The 18466-nt window shown below is 41.3% G+C and carries 16 protein-coding genes and 1 riboswitch; of the genes, 8 read left to right on the forward strand and 8 right to left on the reverse strand.

Features of this window, described 5'->3' with window-relative positions; all coding sequences use genetic code 11:
* Positions 1-73: 73 nt before the first annotated feature.
* Positions 74-1690, reverse strand: coding sequence for a long-chain fatty acid--CoA ligase (locus AS888_RS15805; protein ID WP_061143112.1), 1617 nt, complete (start codon positions 1688-1690; stop codon positions 74-76).
* A 161-nt stretch (positions 1691-1851) separates the two neighbouring features.
* On the opposite strand from AS888_RS15805, the gene AS888_RS15810 reads away from it, so the two are divergent.
* Positions 1852-2715 (forward strand): dimethylarginine dimethylaminohydrolase family protein, encoded by an 864-nt coding sequence (locus tag AS888_RS15810; RefSeq protein ID WP_185113111.1) that lies wholly within the window; start codon positions 1852-1854, stop codon positions 2713-2715.
* 78 nt (positions 2716-2793) lie between these two features.
* Here AS888_RS15810 and AS888_RS15815 read toward each other — a convergent pair whose 3' ends face one another.
* Entirely contained in the window at positions 2794-3192 is a 399-nt protein-coding gene (locus AS888_RS15815) for a hypothetical protein (RefSeq protein ID WP_061143113.1), read from the reverse strand.
* Between the two features lie 240 nt (positions 3193-3432).
* On the opposite strand from AS888_RS15815, the gene AS888_RS15820 reads away from it, so the two are divergent.
* Positions 3433-3885 carry a DinB family protein gene (locus AS888_RS15820; protein ID WP_061143114.1) on the forward strand — a complete coding sequence of 151 codons (453 nt, stop codon included), beginning with the start codon at positions 3433-3435 and terminating at the stop codon, positions 3883-3885.
* Positions 3886-4269: 384 nt separating this feature from the next.
* Here AS888_RS15820 and AS888_RS15825 read toward each other — a convergent pair whose 3' ends face one another.
* The 3 genes from AS888_RS15825 to AS888_RS15835 form a co-directional block, all read right to left on the reverse strand.
* The gene (locus AS888_RS15825) at positions 4270-4524 is read right to left on the reverse strand and encodes a transcriptional regulator SplA domain-containing protein (protein WP_057912515.1); all 255 of its coding nucleotides are present in this window, start codon (positions 4522-4524) and stop codon (positions 4270-4272) included.
* Between the two features lie 127 nt (positions 4525-4651).
* Entirely contained in the window at positions 4652-5518 is an 867-nt protein-coding gene (locus tag AS888_RS15830) for a Cof-type HAD-IIB family hydrolase (RefSeq protein WP_061143167.1), read from the reverse strand.
* 121 nt (positions 5519-5639) lie between these two features.
* On the reverse strand, positions 5640-5996 hold the full coding sequence (locus AS888_RS15835) for a YlbF/YmcA family competence regulator (protein WP_061143115.1): 357 nt from the start codon (positions 5994-5996) through the stop codon (positions 5640-5642).
* Between the two features lie 434 nt (positions 5997-6430).
* On the opposite strand from AS888_RS15835, the gene AS888_RS15840 reads away from it, so the two are divergent.
* From AS888_RS15840 to AS888_RS15865, 6 genes are all read left to right on the forward strand, one after another.
* Complete coding sequence (locus AS888_RS15840; RefSeq protein ID WP_061143116.1) at positions 6431-7792, forward strand: YheC/YheD family endospore coat-associated protein; 1362 nt, start codon at positions 6431-6433, stop codon at positions 7790-7792.
* 31 nt (positions 7793-7823) lie between these two features.
* Complete coding sequence (locus AS888_RS15845; RefSeq protein ID WP_221408612.1) at positions 7824-8879, forward strand: YheC/YheD family endospore coat-associated protein; 1056 nt, start codon at positions 7824-7826, stop codon at positions 8877-8879.
* Positions 8876-10249: a YheC/YheD family endospore coat-associated protein gene (locus AS888_RS15850; protein WP_260320231.1), complete on the forward strand. Its 1374-nt coding sequence runs from the start codon at positions 8876-8878 to the stop codon at positions 10247-10249. The genes AS888_RS15845 and AS888_RS15850 overlap by 4 nt, the downstream gene beginning before the upstream one ends.
* The gene (locus tag AS888_RS15855; RefSeq protein WP_061143118.1) at positions 10246-11442 is read left to right on the forward strand and encodes a YheC/YheD family endospore coat-associated protein; all 1197 of its coding nucleotides are present in this window, start codon (positions 10246-10248) and stop codon (positions 11440-11442) included. Before AS888_RS15850 ends, AS888_RS15855 begins: the two co-directional genes overlap by 4 nt.
* A gap of 63 nt (positions 11443-11505) precedes the next feature.
* The gene (locus AS888_RS15860) at positions 11506-11709 is read left to right on the forward strand and encodes a YheE family protein (RefSeq protein ID WP_061143119.1); all 204 of its coding nucleotides are present in this window, start codon (positions 11506-11508) and stop codon (positions 11707-11709) included.
* Positions 11710-11800: 91 nt separating this feature from the next.
* A complete protein-coding gene (locus tag AS888_RS15865; RefSeq protein ID WP_061143120.1) occupies positions 11801-11989 on the forward strand; it encodes a hypothetical protein in 189 nt (62 codons plus the stop codon).
* Between the two features lie 25 nt (positions 11990-12014).
* On the opposite strand, the gene AS888_RS15870 is transcribed toward AS888_RS15865, so the two are convergent.
* The 3 genes from AS888_RS15870 to AS888_RS15880 all read right to left on the reverse strand — a co-directional run bounded on the left by AS888_RS15870 (position 12015) and on the right by AS888_RS15880 (position 18153).
* Positions 12015-12254: a hypothetical protein gene (locus tag AS888_RS15870; RefSeq protein ID WP_061143121.1), complete on the reverse strand. Its 240-nt coding sequence runs from the start codon at positions 12252-12254 to the stop codon at positions 12015-12017.
* Positions 12255-12416: 162 nt separating this feature from the next.
* Positions 12417-12615: riboswitch (cobalamin riboswitch) on the reverse strand.
* A 61-nt stretch (positions 12616-12676) separates the two neighbouring features.
* Complete coding sequence (locus AS888_RS15875) at positions 12677-14764, reverse strand: CDP-glycerol glycerophosphotransferase family protein (RefSeq protein ID WP_061143122.1); 2088 nt, start codon at positions 14762-14764, stop codon at positions 12677-12679.
* Complete coding sequence (locus AS888_RS15880) at positions 14746-18153, reverse strand: CDP-glycerol glycerophosphotransferase family protein (protein ID WP_061143123.1); 3408 nt, start codon at positions 18151-18153, stop codon at positions 14746-14748. The genes AS888_RS15875 and AS888_RS15880 overlap by 19 nt, the downstream gene beginning before the upstream one ends.
* Between the last annotated feature and the right edge of the window lie 313 nt (positions 18154-18466).

The raw sequence follows: 18466 nt of genomic DNA on the forward strand, positions 1-18466 counted from the left end.
CCATGAATTAATTATATATCCCCAACAATTATCGGAATAGGGCGAAAAGTTATAATTATATGAAATCAGTTCATTAATTCTTTATATATTTATCCTGAAGCTGATCTCGCAAGGCCCGCTTCAGAAACTTTCCAACCCCCGTTTTTGGAATCTCATCCAAAAAGACCACTTCATCCGGCAGCCACCATTTTGCAAACTGCGGCTTTAAAAATTCGATGATGTTTTCCTCGGTCACTTGCCCTTTATATGCATCTTTCAAAACAACGCAGGCAATCGGGCGCTCCTGCCATTTTTCATGAGGAACCGCAATGACCGCCGCCTCAAAAATCCCTTCATGGGCCATTAATGCATTCTCCAGATCGACCGAAGAAATCCATTCCCCGCCGCTCTTGATCAGGTCTTTGGTCCGATCGACGATCTTCACGAATCCCTCCTCATCTATCGTGACGACATCACCTGTATATAGCCATCCATCCTTGAACGTATCCTCTGTACGTTCATCTTGAAAATACTCGTCTGCAATCCAAGGTCCCCTTATCAGCAATTCGCCCATTTCTTTTCCATCAGGTGATACTTCCCCGTCAGGACCGACCACTTTAATTTCGATCATTGGCGCGACAAGGCCTTGCTTAGCCTTCAATTCATAAAGCTCATCTTCAGGCAGGCCTTCCTGATAGCTTTTTGGTTTGGAAATGAAAACGAGCGGGCTTGTCTCCGTCATCCCATAGGCATGCAGAAACGGAATTCCAAGTTTTTGTTCAAATGCCTTAATCATGCTTTTTGGTGCAGCCGAACCTCCGCATAACACGGCGCGAATGCTGCTCGTGTCATGGCTGGTTTCTTCAAGCTCCTTCAACAACCCAAGCCAGATCGTCGGTACCCCGGCCGCAATGGTGACCTTCTCCGCTTCTATCAGCTCCGCCAATATCTTCGGTGTGAAATACGGTCCAGGCAAAACCATCTTTGTCCCGAACCATACACTGGCAAAAGGCATGCCCCAAGCATTGACATGAAACATGGGCACGACTGGAAGGGCGACATCCCTTTCACTGATGGCAGTGGAATCGGCCAGCCCCAGTGCAATCGCATGCAGCAATATCCCGCGATGTGAATAAACCACACCTTTTGGGTTCCCTGTCGTGGCGGAAGTGTAGCATATGCCCGCAGGAGCGTTTTCATCCAAATCCTCGATGAATGGCTGTTTTGGATTCCCTTCGGCCAATAATGTTTCGTAATGGTATAAAGGTGACAGGGATGTTTCGGGAAGCTCCGCTTTATCGGTCATAACGATATATCCTTCCACGGTCGGCAGCTCATCTTTAATCGCTTCCAATAAAGGAATCACATCGGGATCAATCAATAATAACCGATCTTTTGCACTATTAACGATATAAGAAACGTGTTGAGGAGAAAGGCGCATATTAATGGTATGGAGGACAGCTCCAGAGCAGGGAATAGCAAAGTAAGCCTCCAGATGCCTATGATGATTCCAGGCAAGCGTCCCGACACGATCGCCCGTCTTTATTCCGAATTTGCCCAATACACTTGCAAGTCTTCTTGTGCGTGCTGCAATCTCGGCATATGTAAAAGTATGGATTCCACCATCCGTACGCGAAACTACTTCTTTTTTCGAAAAATATTTTTCCGCTCTTTCAATGATTTGAGTCATGATCAACGGAGTATCCATCATTACAATCTCCCCCTTATATGAAAACGCCTTCATTTATATATTCGACCAGAAAAAAAATAATCCTTTTTCCCTAGAGGTTTATTTTGAATGAATTTTTATGTTTCTTTGTAGAAAAAAAAGGTAATAGTAAAGATACAATTATATTTAGAGGGAGCTCACTGATGGTAAATAGAATAAACGAAGAATTAGAGGCGTATTGTGCGAGTGAATATTCAAAGCTATCACGGGTGATTGTCTGTGAACCTCGTCATATGGCGATTCGTGACATCATTAATGAAACGCAAAAGGAGTTCATGGAGGAAAATATAGATCAAGCACGCGCCGTGGAGCAGCATGCCAATTTTACCAAGGCACTTGAACGAGAAGGAATTGAGGTCATTAAACTGCCTCCAGAAAGTACATATCCAGAACAAGTCTTTACAAGAGACATCGGATTCACTCTCGGCAACACAGTTTACGTAGCAGAAATGGCTACAACTATCAGACAGGGCGAAGAACTTATCTTGAAATCCTGGCTCGAAACGAATGATATTCCGTTTTTCAACCTTCACAAAAATCATATTGAAGGCGGCGATGTCATCATTGATGGCCGAACGATCTATATCGGGGTCAGTGATCGGACGGACGAAACATCCATCCAGCACCTTCAGTCCTTGTTACCGGAATATGATATTATCGCCATTCCCTTCATTGAGAAGTTCCTTCACTTAGACTGTGTTTTCAATGTGATTTCACCGACAGAGGCCCTGATTTTTCCTGAAGCCCACACAAAAAAAGAGTTGGATTTATTAGCTTCGCGCTATGACTTAATTGAAGTGACAAAAGAAGAACAATTCACATTGGGAACCAACGTACTTTCCATTGGAAATAAAAAATTATTCAGTCTGCCTTGTAATGAACAAGTCAATCGTCAGCTACGTCAACGAGGATATGAAATCATTGAAGTCGATATAAGTGAAATCATCAAGTCAGGAGGCTCTTTCCGCTGCTGTACCATGCCTCTACTGCGGACAACGAAAAAATGACAGGACTTGCCTAGCATGAAACCCTGCTCTTCACCGGACATCCCAATCAGGAAGTCCGGTTTTCCTTTTGCGGGCCATTCATTCGTTTAGCAAATCTAATATGGTTTTTGAATCATCACGATTCAATTTAACGTGTTTTTTATGCTGATCCCGCGTCAATTCAGTTACATGATCATCGGGATTAACCCAAACATAATACACCGCTATATTCCCTTCATTTTTATCATCATTAAAATAAAAGATAAAATCCGCCTTAGGATGGTCTTTCTCCAACACGTATTCACGCCAATCCGCATTCTTCAAAATTCCCTTTGCTTTTTCTGCATCTCTCGTTTCTATTTCTTGTTTATAGGCCTCGAAATGGTAGGTTTTGTTTTCAAGTTTTTGGATCGAAATATGTTCCTCCTTTGTTGAACACCCTGTCACTAACACCATGAGCAATAAGCTAAGTGCTAGTATAAATGGCTTCTTTTTCATCCATGTCATCTCCCTATACAGTAGTGGATTAATTATCCATATTATTTTTCATTATACTATTCCTCACACATTAGCAATAGGCGGAGTTAGCGGGACGGAATAAATTCGGGCTTTTCGCTTTGGATTTAGCCCAACCTGCAATCCGACATGGTTTCCAAGGAAGGAAAATTGATTATGTACCAATAACCTTGTTATACTTCTATAAGTTACCTAGAAAATAGATTGAAAGGGGAATGTAAAATGAATTATGTAAAAAACCAACTGACAATGATGCGCAAAAGTCTTTTGAAAGAAATCGAGGGAGTCACTCCAGAGCTTATGGATGTACAGCCTGAAGGTTTTAATAATACCATCCACTGGCATCTAGGACACGTTCTTACCGCAGCGGAAAAGTTCCTATTGGATGATAGCAGCACTTTGCCTGCCAATTACAGCCAGCTATTCGGATATGGCTCAAAACCTGCCGCTTGGACCGGCGATGTACCTTCAGTCGATACACTGACACAACAATTACAAGAACAATTTGGCCGCCTGCTTGAAATTCCCGAAGAACGCCTGACAGAAAAAGCAGCACAACCTTTCATGGGAATGGAAACTATAGGCGAATTCATTAATTTCGTAGTCCAGCACGAAGTTAATCACGTTGGCCAAATTCACGCAATGAAGCGCATCATTCAATCAACTAATCAATAATTCTACCAGCTGTCACTCCTTTTCTTTAAATGGATGACAGCTTTTTTATTATTTTCCTCGCGAGTTTTGGGGTTTTACCCGCGAGTTTGGCCCTTTTACTCGACAGTTCCGGAATTTCACTCGTGAATTTCGGGCTTTTTCTCACGAGTTACAGGCTTTTATTCGCGAGTTAGGCCCTTTTACTCGTGAATTTTGGGCTTTTACCCGCGAGTTAGGCCCTTTTACTCGTGAATTTTGGGCTTTTACCCGCGAGTTTGGCCCTTTTACTCGACAGTTTTGGGCTTTCACTCGTGAGTTTGGGCTTTCATTCATGAGTTTGGCATTTGCGAGGAAATTCAAAAGCAGCCCCCGCTAAGGAAGCGGGGGCTACTTTTGGGTGAGTCTTTACGTTAACTGATCCTGGTTTTCAATAAAGTCATTATATGCTTGTTCGGCTGCGGCTTCGGAGGAGAATAAGGCATCATCGTCCTCGATTGTATGGAATGTATCGTTAAGGAATAAAGCGACAGCATTAGGGTCCTTTGGATGGGGAACGATTTCCGCGGCCCTTATATTGGAAACGGTTGGGACATGGGGATTATTATAGATCACAAATACCTCGTCTCCTACTTGTACTTCTTTCGCGTTGATTACTCCCATTTTATCCTTCCTTTCCTTTGCTGGTTTTCTATAGTTTACGGAAAGATGCGGAGAATTATTTATGAAATGATGCTAAGTCCCAAAAATCGTGAGGCTCCCTCTTTAATGAATGAAGGAGCCTCATGTTTCATTTAAGCATATTCATCTTCTGCAAAAATTCGATGGGATGCTGCTTGCGGAAAAATTCCTTCAGCATATATGCAACGCCGTCTTGGTCATTGGAGCGAGTGATCCATTTGGCCACATTCTTCACTTCCGCATCCGCGTTGCCCATGGCAACTCCCAGCCCGGATCCGGCAATCATCTCCATATCATCCAATCCATCTCCTATCGAGACGATTTCCGTCCTTTTCACCTCTAAACGGTCGGCTAAATAAAGCACGCCACTCCATTTCGAAACCCCCTTCGGAACAATCGTCATCTTTTGGCCCGGGTGTAGAACCGCGTCCACCTCAGGGAACATTTCCTTTATCAATTTCAGCATATCGCCTCGATCACTTTGTTCTGAAAATATAATATCCATTTTCGTTGGTGCCATTGGCTTATCAATCAGCTCTTCACTGATATCATCCACATAATTTTGAGCATAGAAGTTTTGATCATTCAAATACATGACCGTTTTGCCAAGCAAATTCTCGGGGAGGTTCACCCGATTGCCAAGCGAGTATTTTTCATGAATGAGCATAATTTGACACACGGTTTTTTCAAGCATTTGCACGAGCTCTGCGGTCAGTTCTTCTGAGATTCTTTTTACCATCATGGGCTTCTCGATGGAAGCTCCCACAAAAGCTCCTTGTTGGGCAACGATCATCGGATTTATTTTTAGGGCTTTGGCCACTTTTTTTGCTGAGTGATAGTTTCTTGACGTCACTAGTGCAACATGGACACCCTTTTGGTGCACATAGTCGATTGCTTCTTTAGTCGATTTATTTAAACGGCCATTAGACTGGAGCAACGTCCCGTCGATATTGACCGCAAGTAGACGATATACCATGCTGATCTCCCCCATCTGTAATATCCTCTTTAAAATTTATGACTAAAATTTACAGAGTAGAACAAATAGTGGTCCATATAAAAAAACTCCCAACCACTTTGAGGCTGGGAGTAACAGTAGCTTATTGCTCTTGTTCAGGCAAGCCGTATAAATCTTCAAGCGGCTTCATGATTATTTTATTGAGGTCGGCGATGACCATGCTCATCCGTTGCTCAGCTTCCATCAATTGAGAGATGGTTGGGTTTTGTTGGACTAGCTGTACCGTCTTTTGTGCTTGTTCCACTTCTTCAGGAGCGATCTCCTGGCCCATCATTTGTTTTTGCTGCAATGACATTTGCAGATTGCGGAAGTTTTCAAACATTCCTTTTGTTGCTTCATCGGAATTGACAAGATCATATAATCGTTGCAAGTCAGCATATTCATTGCTTGCCCGAATTGCCTTTTCCATTTCATACGCTGCATCATATACGTTACTCATGTATTTCCCCTCCCGGTATCATTGTATTCCTACACCTTTTCCACTATAACAAATCCGCTTGCGAAATACACGTCTTCCTTATCAAACAGTTTGATAATCGTGGAATTCGACATTATCTAAGCAGCAGCCACTTGAATATTCAAGAATATCGAACGAGTTTTTTTCTCGATTGATGGCATTGCTTCAACCATCATTAAGAGGGATTTTTTTCTGTTGTAACCGTTCTTTACTTCTGTCTGAACGGAAATTTTCATATTCTGTAAGTAACACCGCTACTTGATAACATACATTGAATGACTGACATGTGATTTATATTGTATGAAACGATGGCATCATGACACCTTCTACTCTCAAAAACATAGAATGTGTTATCCACTTTTGCCCATCATTTAATTGGAAAGGGTTAACAAACTTAGTGCAAACGGGGAATTGATATGAATATTAACCATCAGAAGGTTTTCATTACGGTAAACCCTGCAGTGACTAGAAAGAAGGCGCTCCTGTTTATCGAAGAAAAGCTATTTGGGGAATGGGGCCTTCATTTCGGAGAACCCGTTACGATCATGGCTGGATGCCGATCCGTCCCTGTCCTTGTGCAGCCATTCCCTTCATCAGGGCCTACATTGAAACTTTCATATGATATGAATCAATTTTTATCACTGCCTGCCTTTTCAGATCCGATATCCGTTTTTTTTCATCCGGAAGAAAGGAACATTCAAATAGGCCCTTCCTTCGCTGCTCTCATCAATCAATCTCCTTTGCAAGACGGAACATTCGGGGAGATGGAAAAATTCTATCAGGAAATGACATCATATTGTAATCAGCAAGGCATCCCCTTCTATTTAGTGAAAGTGCAGTCTCTTCAAGAAGGGATAATCGAAGCATTTGTCGGGGAACAAAAAGGCTGGCAAACCTTGACTATCCCGATTCCTGATGTGTTTTATAACCGGATACATTCACGAAAGCTTGAAGCATCGCCATCATTCGAGCTGTTTAAAACCGAACTCAAGACACAATCCATACCGATGTTCAACGGTAGGTTCCTTTCCAAATATGATGTTCATCAGCTTCTGAGCTTAGAAAATGAGCTGTTGCCAAATTTGCCTGATACGATACTTTTTGGCGAACAGGAGGCATTCTTGACCTTCATAGAAAGACATTCGATTATCTATTTCAAACCTGTATCAGGCAGTCAAGGTAAAAATATATGCAGATTAACGCAAGTATCTGGAAAATGGAAAATCGAGCCCTCCGGAAAAAAACAGGAACTGCTTTTTGCCGACTCAGATGAGCAATTGTTCCATACATTAAAAAAACTATCCAGAAAGCAAGCCTTCATTCTGCAACAAGGGATTTCCTTATACGAAACCGATCAAAGAAAGGTGGACTTCCGCATCCTTCTTCACCAAAACGAACTGCTAAACTGGAAGGTTTCATCAATGGTTGCACGGATAGGAGAACAAGGTGCCATCGTTTCCAATCTTGCACAAGGCGGTTTGATGAAAAACGGCTCGGATTTCCTCAAGGAAGCATTCGATTACCCCGATTCTGGTCGTTTGTATCAAAAACTGATACGACTGGCTAAAAACACGGCAAAGGCAATTGTTGAACACCATGACGAATCTTTCGGGGAGCTGGGCATCGATTTAGCACTTGATGTCGATACAAATCCATGGATCATCGAGGTGAATTCCAAACCTTCGAAAAAATTTCAGGGCAATTATGAAACCTTTCGCCCATCAGTAAAATCCATCATAGATTTCATGCTGACCCTCAACAGCGAAAAACATCGATAAAAGGAGTTGCTAGCACGTGTTAATCGGATTAATGGCAACGTCGGATTCACATGAAAACCACTACTTCACCGAAATAGCTAAAACGGCAAAACCCTTCAATATGAACGTTTGTAAATTCACGCCCGAAAATATTGATAGTGACCTTAAGAAAGTGCGGGGCGAACGGTTTGATCAAGAAAAGGAGACGTGGATTGCTGCATCTTTTAATATACCTGATTATATTTATGATCGCTGTTTCCATGGGCTATCGCGTCAACCATCGGAAACACGAAATAAAATCAATTGGTTAAAAGAACATTCTAGCTTCTTAGGGCTCGGGCTTCCTGGTAAGTGGGAAGTTTATCAAACCCTGAAAAAACACCCCCTTCTTCAAGCTTTTTTCCCAGAGACCGTCCAAGTATCCACATCTGAAGATATTATCGGTCATTTGGAGCGCCTGGATCGAATCATCATCAAGCCTGAATTCGGTGCAGGCGGTACGGGAATTTACCTTCTTTCCAAAAACGATGACGGCACTTTGGTATCCATGACAAAAAAAGGCAACAAATATGACCGCCAATTCACTTCTACATCACAGCTGAACAAATGGCTGCAGCATTTATTGAATCGATACAAATACCTTTGCCAGCCATATTTGGAACTTTGCAACCAAGAACATGAACCGTTCGATTTACGCATCCTGCTGCAAAAAAATGAGAGGAACCAATGGGTGGAACGGGGCCGTGGGATTCGTACCGGCCAAAAGGATGGAATCACCTCAAATTTGGCAACAGGCGGAGAAGCCATAACATTGGATGCCTTCATCAAAAAAAATCCGGAAACCATTTCGATTGCCGTCGAACAAAAGATCCAGCATATACTCCGTACCCTGCCTGCCGAAATCGAGGCTGTGTTTGAAAGACTATTCGAATTGGGCATCGATCTGGGCATCGATAAAAAAGGCCAGTTATGGATAATGGACATTAATTCAAAACCCGGAAGGAAAATCATCCAGGCACTGCAGCCGGAGAACATGAAGGATATTCATCGGGCACCGCTGCAATATAGCCAATATTTAGCCAATCATCTTCAGAAGGCAGGTGAATGAAAGTGAGAAAGACTTTTCCTGTCGAAATCGCCGTCATCCCTGGCAACGTTCTCTTTTACCCTTCAGAACTTGGAGATCTGGAAGAAATCGAATTGATCTATTTCGGACAGCATTCATGTCCTGCCAGTGTGAAACAAAACCCGGCCATCAATCAATCCATCGTCCTATCGGAAAGTCTCGCGGAATCGTTAAAATTCGATTTGACCGATATCCCCCTTCATTTATTCATATACGGCAAGACCATCCATATCGGCCCTTTGGTAGGTATTTTTTCTTCAGGTTTCACTGGCCTGTCAAACAAACCTCTAGGTGAAAGATCGCCATTTTTCTCAAAGCTTCTTTCCCTTAGCCGGACTACAGGCTGCATCCCCTTCATTTTTGGGGAGAATGTCATCAATTGGGATGAAGAAACAATCAAGGGCTATGTGTTCGAGAATGATAATTGGCACATTCAGGAATTCCCATTTCCTAACGTCATTTATGATCGGCTTCCCAACCGGCTGACCGAAAATCGCGACGGCCCTAAAGAAGTGAAGCAGAAATTCCAAAAAGACTATACCATTCCTTGGTTCAATCCGGGGTTTTTCAATAAATGGGACGTAAATGAAAGATTATGTGCAGATGAGCAGGCACTGCCATATCTGCCTGAAACTTATCCATTTCAATCCATATCCGTGGTAGAGACGCTTCTTTCCCATTATCGTCAGGTTTATATCAAGCCCATTCATGGCAGCCTCGGCCTCGGCATTCACCAGATCCTTTATGATAAGCATGAGAATGTTTACTATTGCCGCTATACAAATGAAGCAAGGGAGAATAAATTACAAAAATTCTCCACACTGGAATCAATCGTTAAACACCTATTTCATGACCGACCGCTAGAGAATCTTATCGTCCAGCAGGGCATCTCACTCATCCGTTCCGAAAAAAGACCAGTCGATTTCCGGGTTCATACTAACAAGGACAGTAATGGCGTATGGCAAGTAACCGCAATTGCTGCCAAAATTGCCGGCGCAGGCAGTGTTACAACCCATATTAAAAGCGGCGGGGTCATCAAAACGGTTGCCGAACTGTTTGGAGATGACGATGAGGCAAAAGAAGTGGAACGCAAACTATCTGAAGCAGCACTGTTATTAAGCGAAAGCATGGAAAAGCATCTGGATGGCATCATAGCGGAAATCGGATTTGATTTTGGGTTGGATAAGAAAGGGCAGGTTTGGATGTTTGAAGCGAATTCCAAGCCAGGACGCTCCATCTTCTCCCATCCCAAACTGAAGGAATTCGAATTGTTGACCAGAAAGCTCAGCCTCGACTATGCCATTTATTTGACTGAACAGACGATTACAAACGCCATTAGTGTGCAGCGATGAATATTTTTTATGATAGCGTTTCGGAATCTTGGTGCCATGATCAAAAGGATACAGTACTTTTTGCAGGTGCTGCAGATGAAGAGATAAACTATAGCAATGAGCTTTCAGGTCAAAGACTCTTCCCGATCACCGAATTTCCCGGAAGCCGGCTGCTCCTTGTTGGAATAATGACTTCGTTCAATCCGAAAAAGGAAACAGGGTTGGGCGGTAACTTGGCCCTTTTTCAGGATTTATCATTGTATCTTTTCCAACATGGGATTTTACCCTATGCATTCACGGGAAAGGACTTTGCTTCCGGTTCAATGAGAGGTTATGTATTTTCATCCGATACAAACAAGTGGATCGAGTGTAAGGTGCCGCTTCCTGATATCGTTTATAATCGTATACCCTCCAGGGGCTATGAGGCTTCGGCAGAATTCCAATCACTCATGAGCCATTTCAATGAGCACCATGTGAACATTTTCAATCCAGGTTTCCTGGATAAATATTTAATGTTCGAAGCTTTGATGGGTGATGGTTCCCTCACCAATCACCTGCCGGCAACAGCGCGCCTGCAAAATCGCGAATGTTTGGAGTCATTCCTTGATACACATCGGCACATCTACTTAAAACCTTGTAAAGGAAGCCAGGGAAAAGGCATTTACACCCTCCGCAAAAATCCTGATGATACACTTTTGTTCAACAGCCTGAAATACAGCGAGACTTTCTCGAATTTCGCTTCTTTCTGGGAAACGAAAAAAAAGGACTTAATAAAAAGAAATTACCTGGCTCAGCGGGCGGTCGTACCAAAAAAACTCCTTGGTCACCGTTACGACTACAGGGTTCTCGTCCATTATGAAAAAGGATTTTATAAAGTAACGGGCAAAGCTGTACGAATGTCACAACTGCAGGAAATCACTACACACACTCCTCGAGGCGGTAAGCTTTATCCCTATCAAAACCTGCAATCAAAAAGGCTGAATCTAACATTGGCTAGAATCGCCCAAAAATGCGGAGAAATTCTTTCAAAAAAAATAGGCTTTCTCGGCGAATTTTCGATTGATATCGGTGAAGACGAATCGGGCTCGCTCTTCATTTACGAAGTGAACTCCAAGCCCATGCAGTTCGACGAAGAGGAAATCGAAGCTAATCGGCTTTTACATTTAAAAAACCTTTTCATAGAATTAACTTTTTCCAACAGGAAAATAAAATAACACCTCCTGCTGCCGTTTTCCATTATAATGTAATGTGAGACAGCATATATGGAGGTAATACATATGATCAGTCATTTTCAATGGGCACCGCTGCATAAGAATCTGCCAGGGTGGAAAATTTCCTTTTATTACAATAGACAATCCATCCAGGCTTTCTATCATAAAGATGGAACCATCGAATGGACAGCCAACCCACCTGCAACGGAAGATGAAATGAAACTCAAAACCATGATACATGACTTGATGGTCTATCATGTTTATGAATAAACCGTATCGTCCAATTGCTTTTAGGAAAGCTTGAAAAGAATAAAAATCCCTCTAATGCCTATACTAATGAAAAGGTTAGGAGGGATTTATTTTGGACAAAGAAAAAATGACTTTTTTAAAGGATAGCGAGTATGATGGACGGGATTCCGCCTTCCTTGACATCGATCGCTACATCAATGAAGGTTTGGCAGGCGGCAATGTATATGAGGCCGCTGATCTTCGGAACATTGAAGAAGCCCATGATTTCTATGACGAGACCGATCCTAACATCAATAAATAGACGACCTTATTGCCAGGGCTCTCTTTTAGGAGAGCTCTTTTTGGAGCAGGACTGTTTCCCCGAACATTTCTCGAACCACACTCTCATAGGCGACTTCCAGATTACGGGAAAACAATTCCTTTTCAGCGGAACTTATTGCTTGCCCATTGATTTCCTCTGTAAGTTTTTCACGATTTCCGCTTAAAGAAATCGTTTCCCCTCCCGAAAAATTGTACATAACCTGGGTTTTAAGATGATCCGTGAAATATTTAACCGTTCCAAACATTTGTATTCCCCCTTAAAAAATAAAAAAACAACTTCCCGGAAGGAAGCTGTTTGAATGCATAACGAAGCATAACAAAAATAAACATGTTTTTTCATTTTTAAAAATGAAAGCATGCTTTTGCCAATTTTCGCACGTAACATCCCCTATCCTCGTAGGCATTTGATGATGTGCTAAAAACAGGCAGGTATCCTGGCTCATGGTCAACGCTTTTCGAACCTTCCCATTCCCTTTTGCAGAAAACAGTGGCATCACTCGAATCGCTCACATATACAGTTGCGGGACAGCGCCGGATTCCAACCGGCTTCCCTTTTAAGCGGATAAATCGATGTTTCATATCCGCACCCGTTTCTAGACTTATTTAGTTTTCCATTTAAATGTATCAAATTATTTCCTGGATTACAATCCGCTCACGCGATGAACGATCATCTCGCTTTCAGCCTTATGGTTTCCGCCATTCCCTTAACGAAGTTGAAACCGTTGAATTTTCTCCAAAGTGAACGTACAAAAGGGTTATTCGAAATCCTTGTAATCAGCTGCTTGCGTTTAATTTTTTTCAACAGACCTTGCTTTGCATGAATTTGCTCATAGACCCGGCGGCTATTGGAATGATCGATATATGGAAGATATGTTTTCCTTAACTGGCCAAATGCTTCTTTTTCCGCAAAACCGGTTTCGGCATAGGCGTTAATCGTCGAAATCAACTTTTCTGTAGTGAAAACCTGATCACCAAATAATTGATTATCCATATTCATATAACTTCCTTGATACTTATTGTACGTCTCGAGATCGAATTGGTAAAAAACAACAGGTTTTTTTTGGTAAAACATATCCCAGGCGACACTCGAGTAATCCGTAATCAACATGGATGCCTCCATCAATAAGGCATTCAAGTCTTCTTCATTGGAAATCGTGAACCGCTGATTATCAATGGAAAAATGTTCGATAAAGTCCTTGAATTTTGGATGCAAATAAAAATGCAGCGTCAAATCATGCTGCTCCAATAGCCTGCTCAATTCTTTTGATTGTAAAAAAGTCTTGAATACTTGTACATACTCACTCTTTTCCACTTCCTCAAAAGGTAAGTTTTCAAGCCATACGCGCCATGTCGGCATCACTAAAATCCGTTTTCCGTTCGATCTATTTTCAATGACATCCCAGCGGGGAAGGCCGCTGACAATCAGTTCGTTTTTGTTATAGCCGAAATGATTCTGGATGATCTTGCCTTCCTCGGGTGAGGAAACGACAAAAAGGCTTGGTGCGTTAATGCTGGATTTTTTAAAGATGCTGTTAAGTTTTTTTAATCCGATAACGCCATGCTGCAAAAAGACAAGCGGCTTATAATTCATCGCTTTTCTAATCCTGCCCTTTTGAATTCTTATGTCGTATGCATGCCCTTTAGTTTCGGAGGATACCAATAGCTGTGCGGCAAACATGAACACCATATATTTAAAGCTCATGAATTCAACGACTCTATTTTTCATGTTTTCCAATTTCGGGTAATCTTCCGAATCAGGTTTAATGATGTAATATGCTTGTTGACGGTTATGATTTTCATAGATGTATTTAAAGAAGTAGTATCCGTTATCTTGGGCCCTGTCAGCGGTTTTCTCGTAAATCAGCCAAATGTTTTTCTTTTTATAATAGGGGAGCAGCAGTCTATAAACCCATGAAGCCAGAACTTCTTTAAAAAAGTGCTTGTTCGTCTCGTACTCGGTTCTTTCCTTATAAGTCAGTGCCACAGTGCCTGATGCGGTCAAATATGGATACACCCAATATCCGTTATCAAAGGTGTACGACATGCCAAATAGTCGTTTATTCAACTTTCTCAAGGCCATGCACGTAGGGTTCTTCAAACGAATATAGTGGTCCTTCCCCCCAACCCTGACCATTAAATAGAAATCATAATAAAAAGGACGCCATTCCATCGACTTAACATCGATTGTAAAAGACAGTTTATGACCCTTTCCTTTAACAGGGAATATATACTGCGTGTTATCCGAAACATCCCTCTGCTTTAGGACCATACCAACCAGTTCATATTCCTCTTTCAATTCAAGGCGTACGGAACCCGTCAGGATAGTACCTTTAAAACGCAAGGATTTCAGTGTTAGTTTTGCTGACAGTACCTCATCCGACAGGTGGATCGGTTGTTTGATGACAATGCTCAGCCCGCCTGATGCCGTAATATAAGGGGTGATCACTTGAACGCCAATAGAGGGGATCGAATGGAAATACTCATTCTTTCCCCCGCTAATTTGTATTCGATGCAGTTCGCCACTTGCTTCCATATACAAATCCCATCTGGATGCCGCTTGATAATATTCCTCGGAAAAATTTTTCAGGTGGATGACGATCTTGGAATCGATCATTTCCGTATCGAAGGTCCATCTGATTTTCATGGTTTTTTCAATGCCGATGATTTTCAGTGATTTCGGGTCCTTGCATTGAAAGGAAATTTTTTCGTCTTCACTTATGAGATTATCCACCGTGATTATCTTCTTCTGTTCCATAGGCCGCGTGTCCCCCTTCCATTCAGATTCATTAAATGATCTCTTAATGAAAAAGCCAGCTTCCTAGTTACTTTCCCGCGCTTCGCCAAGCGCCACAATTTTCTCAGCACGGTCACCTTTGAGAGTTTTTTATAGAAGGAAACTCTCCTTGGCCTCAATCTTTTTTCATTTTTAACAATATTATCATATATACGTTCGCTATTTTTATTGTCGATATTAGCAAAATAATGGCTTCTTTTCTCCTTGAAGATATCTTGTTCCTCAAAGTTGTTACGCACACTATTTTCAATCGAAGTGATCAATTCATCCGGATCAAGTGCCTGATCACCGAATAACTCCTTGTTCATATCCATGTAGCTTCCTTGTAATTCCGTATATTCTTCAAGATCGAACTGATAAAAAATTGTCGGTTTTTCAAGATAGTACATATCCCAAGCTACACTTGAGTAGTCTGTGATCAAAAGCGCCGATTCACGAATCAACTTGCTGATATTGACATCCCCGAACTTGATGATCTCGATCTGGTCACAAGTTGTATGGAATTGATCGATAAATGGCTGGAATTTGGGATGGACATAAAACTTCAATTCGACATCGTGCATCCGAAGTAAATCCATCAATTTCTCGGAATTCAATAAACCGATATAATTTTTAAAGTAATTCGATTCGATGAATTCTTCGTTTGACACTTCATTAAGCCAATTTCTCCAAGTAGGCATCAAGAATATTTGGCGTTTTATCGGAGTTTCTTCTTTGTTTACGTCATCCCAGCGACTCAAACCGGTGACGATGATATCCTTCTCATTATATCCAAAATAGTTTTTCACGATTTCTTTTTCGAAATCTGAAGACGTAACGAACAAATCCACTTCCTCTGAAGATCCCTTATTTAACGTACTGTCTATTTTCTTTAAACCAAGAACTCCGTGTTGCAGGAAGACAATCCGCTTTCTTCTCAGATACTCCATCACTTTGCCCTTTTGTACACGCCACACATAGGAATGGCCCTTGGTTTCAGAAGCGATGAGCAATTTGGAAGCGAATAAGTACACCAAGTGTTTAACGCTCATGAAATGGATTACACGGTCCTCGAACCCTTTAAGATTGGCCAGATCAGGAGAATCTTTCTTAATGATATAAAAGACATTTCTTTCCGGTTTTTCGTTGTAGCAATATTTAAAGAAGTGGTAGCCATTATCTTGTGCAGTTTCGGACATCTTCTCGTACACAAGCCAGATATTTTTATGATCATAATACCTATTAAGCATTTGATAAATGATGTAGGAAAATTTTTCTTTCCACTTGTAGATTGGCGCTTCATATAAGCTTTTCATTCTATATGTTAACGCAAGGGAGTTGCTCCTTGTAATGTAAGGGTATACGACATGATCGGCATCCTTTTGGTATGAATGATCCCTGATTGTCCCATTCAATTTTTTCCGGACATGGTCTGTTGGACGCTTAAGCTTAATTTCGTAGTCCTCGCCTTCAACGTCGACCAATACGTAGAAATCCCAATAAAATTGTTCAAATTCATGTTCGGCCAAATTGACTTTGGCTAGTATGCTCTTCTTCTTTACAGTCACCGGGATCTGCGCAAATGCTTCATTATTACGATGCCTCAGTAGCATTCCCTTCACTTGATAACTTTCAGCGTCTGGCAAGGAAAGCGTTATTTCGATTTCAAGTATCGATTTTTTTAGAGACACATTCTTAATTAGAATTTTTGACTTTAATTTTTCATGCCGAAGCGCAAACTCTGTACCGATAACAAAAGAGAGTTCATTCCGTGCTGTTAAATACGGTGTAAAAACATTCTCCTCATCGACCTCGACCGAACGTAAATACCTTTCTTCCATCGGAAGTTTCTTTTGATCGTAAAAACCAACCCGATTCACTTCCATAATATTCGCATACGTTATCTCAATGGAAACGTCCCACCTAGATGGGGTGATTCCGCATCTAATGAACGATTCCAAATTTGAGTAGATTCCAATATTCCGGGAGCTTTTGTTCACGGTAGCCGGCACCCGATGAATTTCACCGCTTTGTCTATTTTTCATCACAATCTGCACGGAGTTTATATCGGCATCTTGGATATTTTCTATCGAAAAAGACAATTCATATTTATGAAAGCTTAAGTCATGCATGGGCAGCCTATTTTTCGTAATATAGAAACTCGCATTATTGATTTTTTCTTCACTTTTTCCTAATAATATTCCCAACTCTGCTTTAGGCGATATATAAGCCATTGCCTGGGTTTTTATGTCTTCAAGAGGCACCTGTCCCATTTGAGGAGCTTTAGGTGCTGAAAAGTGCTTTAATTTCCTTACCTGCACTTCCCCGGCCACAACCTCTTTGACATAAACCTTCCACTTTTGACCCTCTTTAAAGAAACGATCATTAAATATTTTTTTCAAATCAATGATCAATCGTTGCCCATCCTGTTTGAATTCGTGCGTTTGTATCCACTCCGCCGATGTACTCTTTTCAAAAACGACGGAAGCGGACTGACAGGAAGGTTCCATCAAACGAACTTGAAGATGGTCACCCATTATTTCAAATTCATCAAAGTACAGCGTCTTTTGGCTTTCGGTCGCATCACTTAGAGAATCCATTTCGTAAAAGGAGAGCTCACGATGGGTCTGAACAAGGTTTGGATGGAACAGAAGCTTAAATGACTTCAACACCTTGCCGACTTTCGCTTCCACATACACATCGGCAGCCGTAGGAATTTCAGCCAGCTTGGATACATCCACTTCCAGTGAATTCTTTTCGCCCTGCACTGCTCCAATCGCTGAGGTATGCTTGGTGACCGGATCATATATAGTGAGTAATGCCTTACCTAACTCCCCTTCTTCATGGAAAAACCTTGCCTTAACTCCTGCCACTTCCATCTCTGTAATATGTAAAGTATCTGAAACCACTTTACAGGAGGCACGGAATACGCTTGCTGAATTACCGTACATTATACTTAGGGTATTTTTTTTGTTCAGGAAGATGGTCGCAGTTTCCGTTTGTGAAATTTGATAATAAGAGCGGGCGAACAATCGATTCTTCAATCTTTTAATTGTAGGCTTTGTCAGTCTGAACAACTCTTCGTTCATTTTAAGCAAAATGGTATACGTTGTCCTATGGACATCTGGCCAGTTCATATTATCAAGTGTGATGGTCAAACGGGTTTCTTCGTTCAAACTTTCACAATTTACATGCTCGTAAATATGTTCTTCCTTTGTATCATTATTTCGAAATATCAAGTTGGCTGATTCTATAATTCCATTCAGGATTATTTCAATCTTTGAGCCATTTAAATTAAAATCGGTTGCATGAATCGCTTCCACTAGTTGATCACCTTTTTTTCCATGTAATGTAGCACTTTGTTTGTTCATTCTCTTTGACTAACATCCCATAAGAGAACAGTCGTTATTTTTATTGTACATGACAATCCCTTGCTTAAAATATATTCTAATAATTCCATAAATTAAGATATTGTGGTTCTTTTTATTATTTAGTAGATTGCATGCTTCTAAACATAAAATTATACCAAATCATGCGAATAACATCAAAACTTCATGAGACCAAAGTGGGTGTTTTTTCCTTATTTTAGAAAATCAATTTTGTTCACCTGATTAATTTTCACTCCCCTTCTTTTAGGTGATTATTCCTGATCCATATGCTTCAACCCCCTATAATAAAGGGACT

It is taken from the genome of Peribacillus simplex (assembly GCF_001542915.1).
In the GTDB taxonomy this organism is placed as follows: Bacteria; Bacillota; Bacilli; order Bacillales; family DSM-1321; genus Peribacillus; species Peribacillus simplex_B.

Bases quoted from the DNA above. Each gene is read 5' to 3' on its own strand.
- AS888_RS15805 (WP_061143112.1), bottom strand. From the start codon at position 1,690: ATGATGGATACTCCGTTGATCATGACTCAAATCATTGAAAGAGCGGAA.
- AS888_RS15810 (WP_185113111.1), top strand. From the start codon at position 1,852: ATGGTAAATAGAATAAACGAAGAATTAGAGGCGTATTGTGCGAGTGAA.
- AS888_RS15815 (WP_061143113.1), bottom strand. From the start codon at position 3,192: ATGAAAAAGAAGCCATTTATACTAGCACTTAGCTTATTGCTCATGGTG.
- AS888_RS15820 (WP_061143114.1), top strand. From the start codon at position 3,433: ATGAATTATGTAAAAAACCAACTGACAATGATGCGCAAAAGTCTTTTG.
- AS888_RS15825 (WP_057912515.1), bottom strand. From the start codon at position 4,524: ATGGGAGTAATCAACGCGAAAGAAGTACAAGTAGGAGACGAGGTATTT.
- AS888_RS15830 (WP_061143167.1), bottom strand. From the start codon at position 5,518: ATGGTATATCGTCTACTTGCGGTCAATATCGACGGGACGTTGCTCCAG.
- AS888_RS15835 (WP_061143115.1), bottom strand. From the start codon at position 5,996: ATGAGTAACGTATATGATGCAGCGTATGAAATGGAAAAGGCAATTCGG.
- AS888_RS15840 (WP_061143116.1), top strand. From the start codon at position 6,431: ATGAATATTAACCATCAGAAGGTTTTCATTACGGTAAACCCTGCAGTG.
- AS888_RS15845 (WP_221408612.1), top strand. From the start codon at position 7,824: ATGGCAACGTCGGATTCACATGAAAACCACTACTTCACCGAAATAGCT.
- AS888_RS15850 (WP_260320231.1), top strand. From the start codon at position 8,876: ATGAAAGTGAGAAAGACTTTTCCTGTCGAAATCGCCGTCATCCCTGGC.
- AS888_RS15855 (WP_061143118.1), top strand. From the start codon at position 10,246: ATGAATATTTTTTATGATAGCGTTTCGGAATCTTGGTGCCATGATCAA.
- AS888_RS15860 (WP_061143119.1), top strand. From the start codon at position 11,506: ATGATCAGTCATTTTCAATGGGCACCGCTGCATAAGAATCTGCCAGGG.
- AS888_RS15870 (WP_061143121.1), bottom strand. From the start codon at position 12,254: ATGTTTGGAACGGTTAAATATTTCACGGATCATCTTAAAACCCAGGTT.
- AS888_RS15875 (WP_061143122.1), bottom strand. From the start codon at position 14,764: ATGGAACAGAAGAAGATAATCACGGTGGATAATCTCATAAGTGAAGAC.
- AS888_RS15880 (WP_061143123.1), bottom strand. From the start codon at position 18,153: ATGAACAAACAAAGTGCTACATTACATGGAAAAAAAGGTGATCAACTA.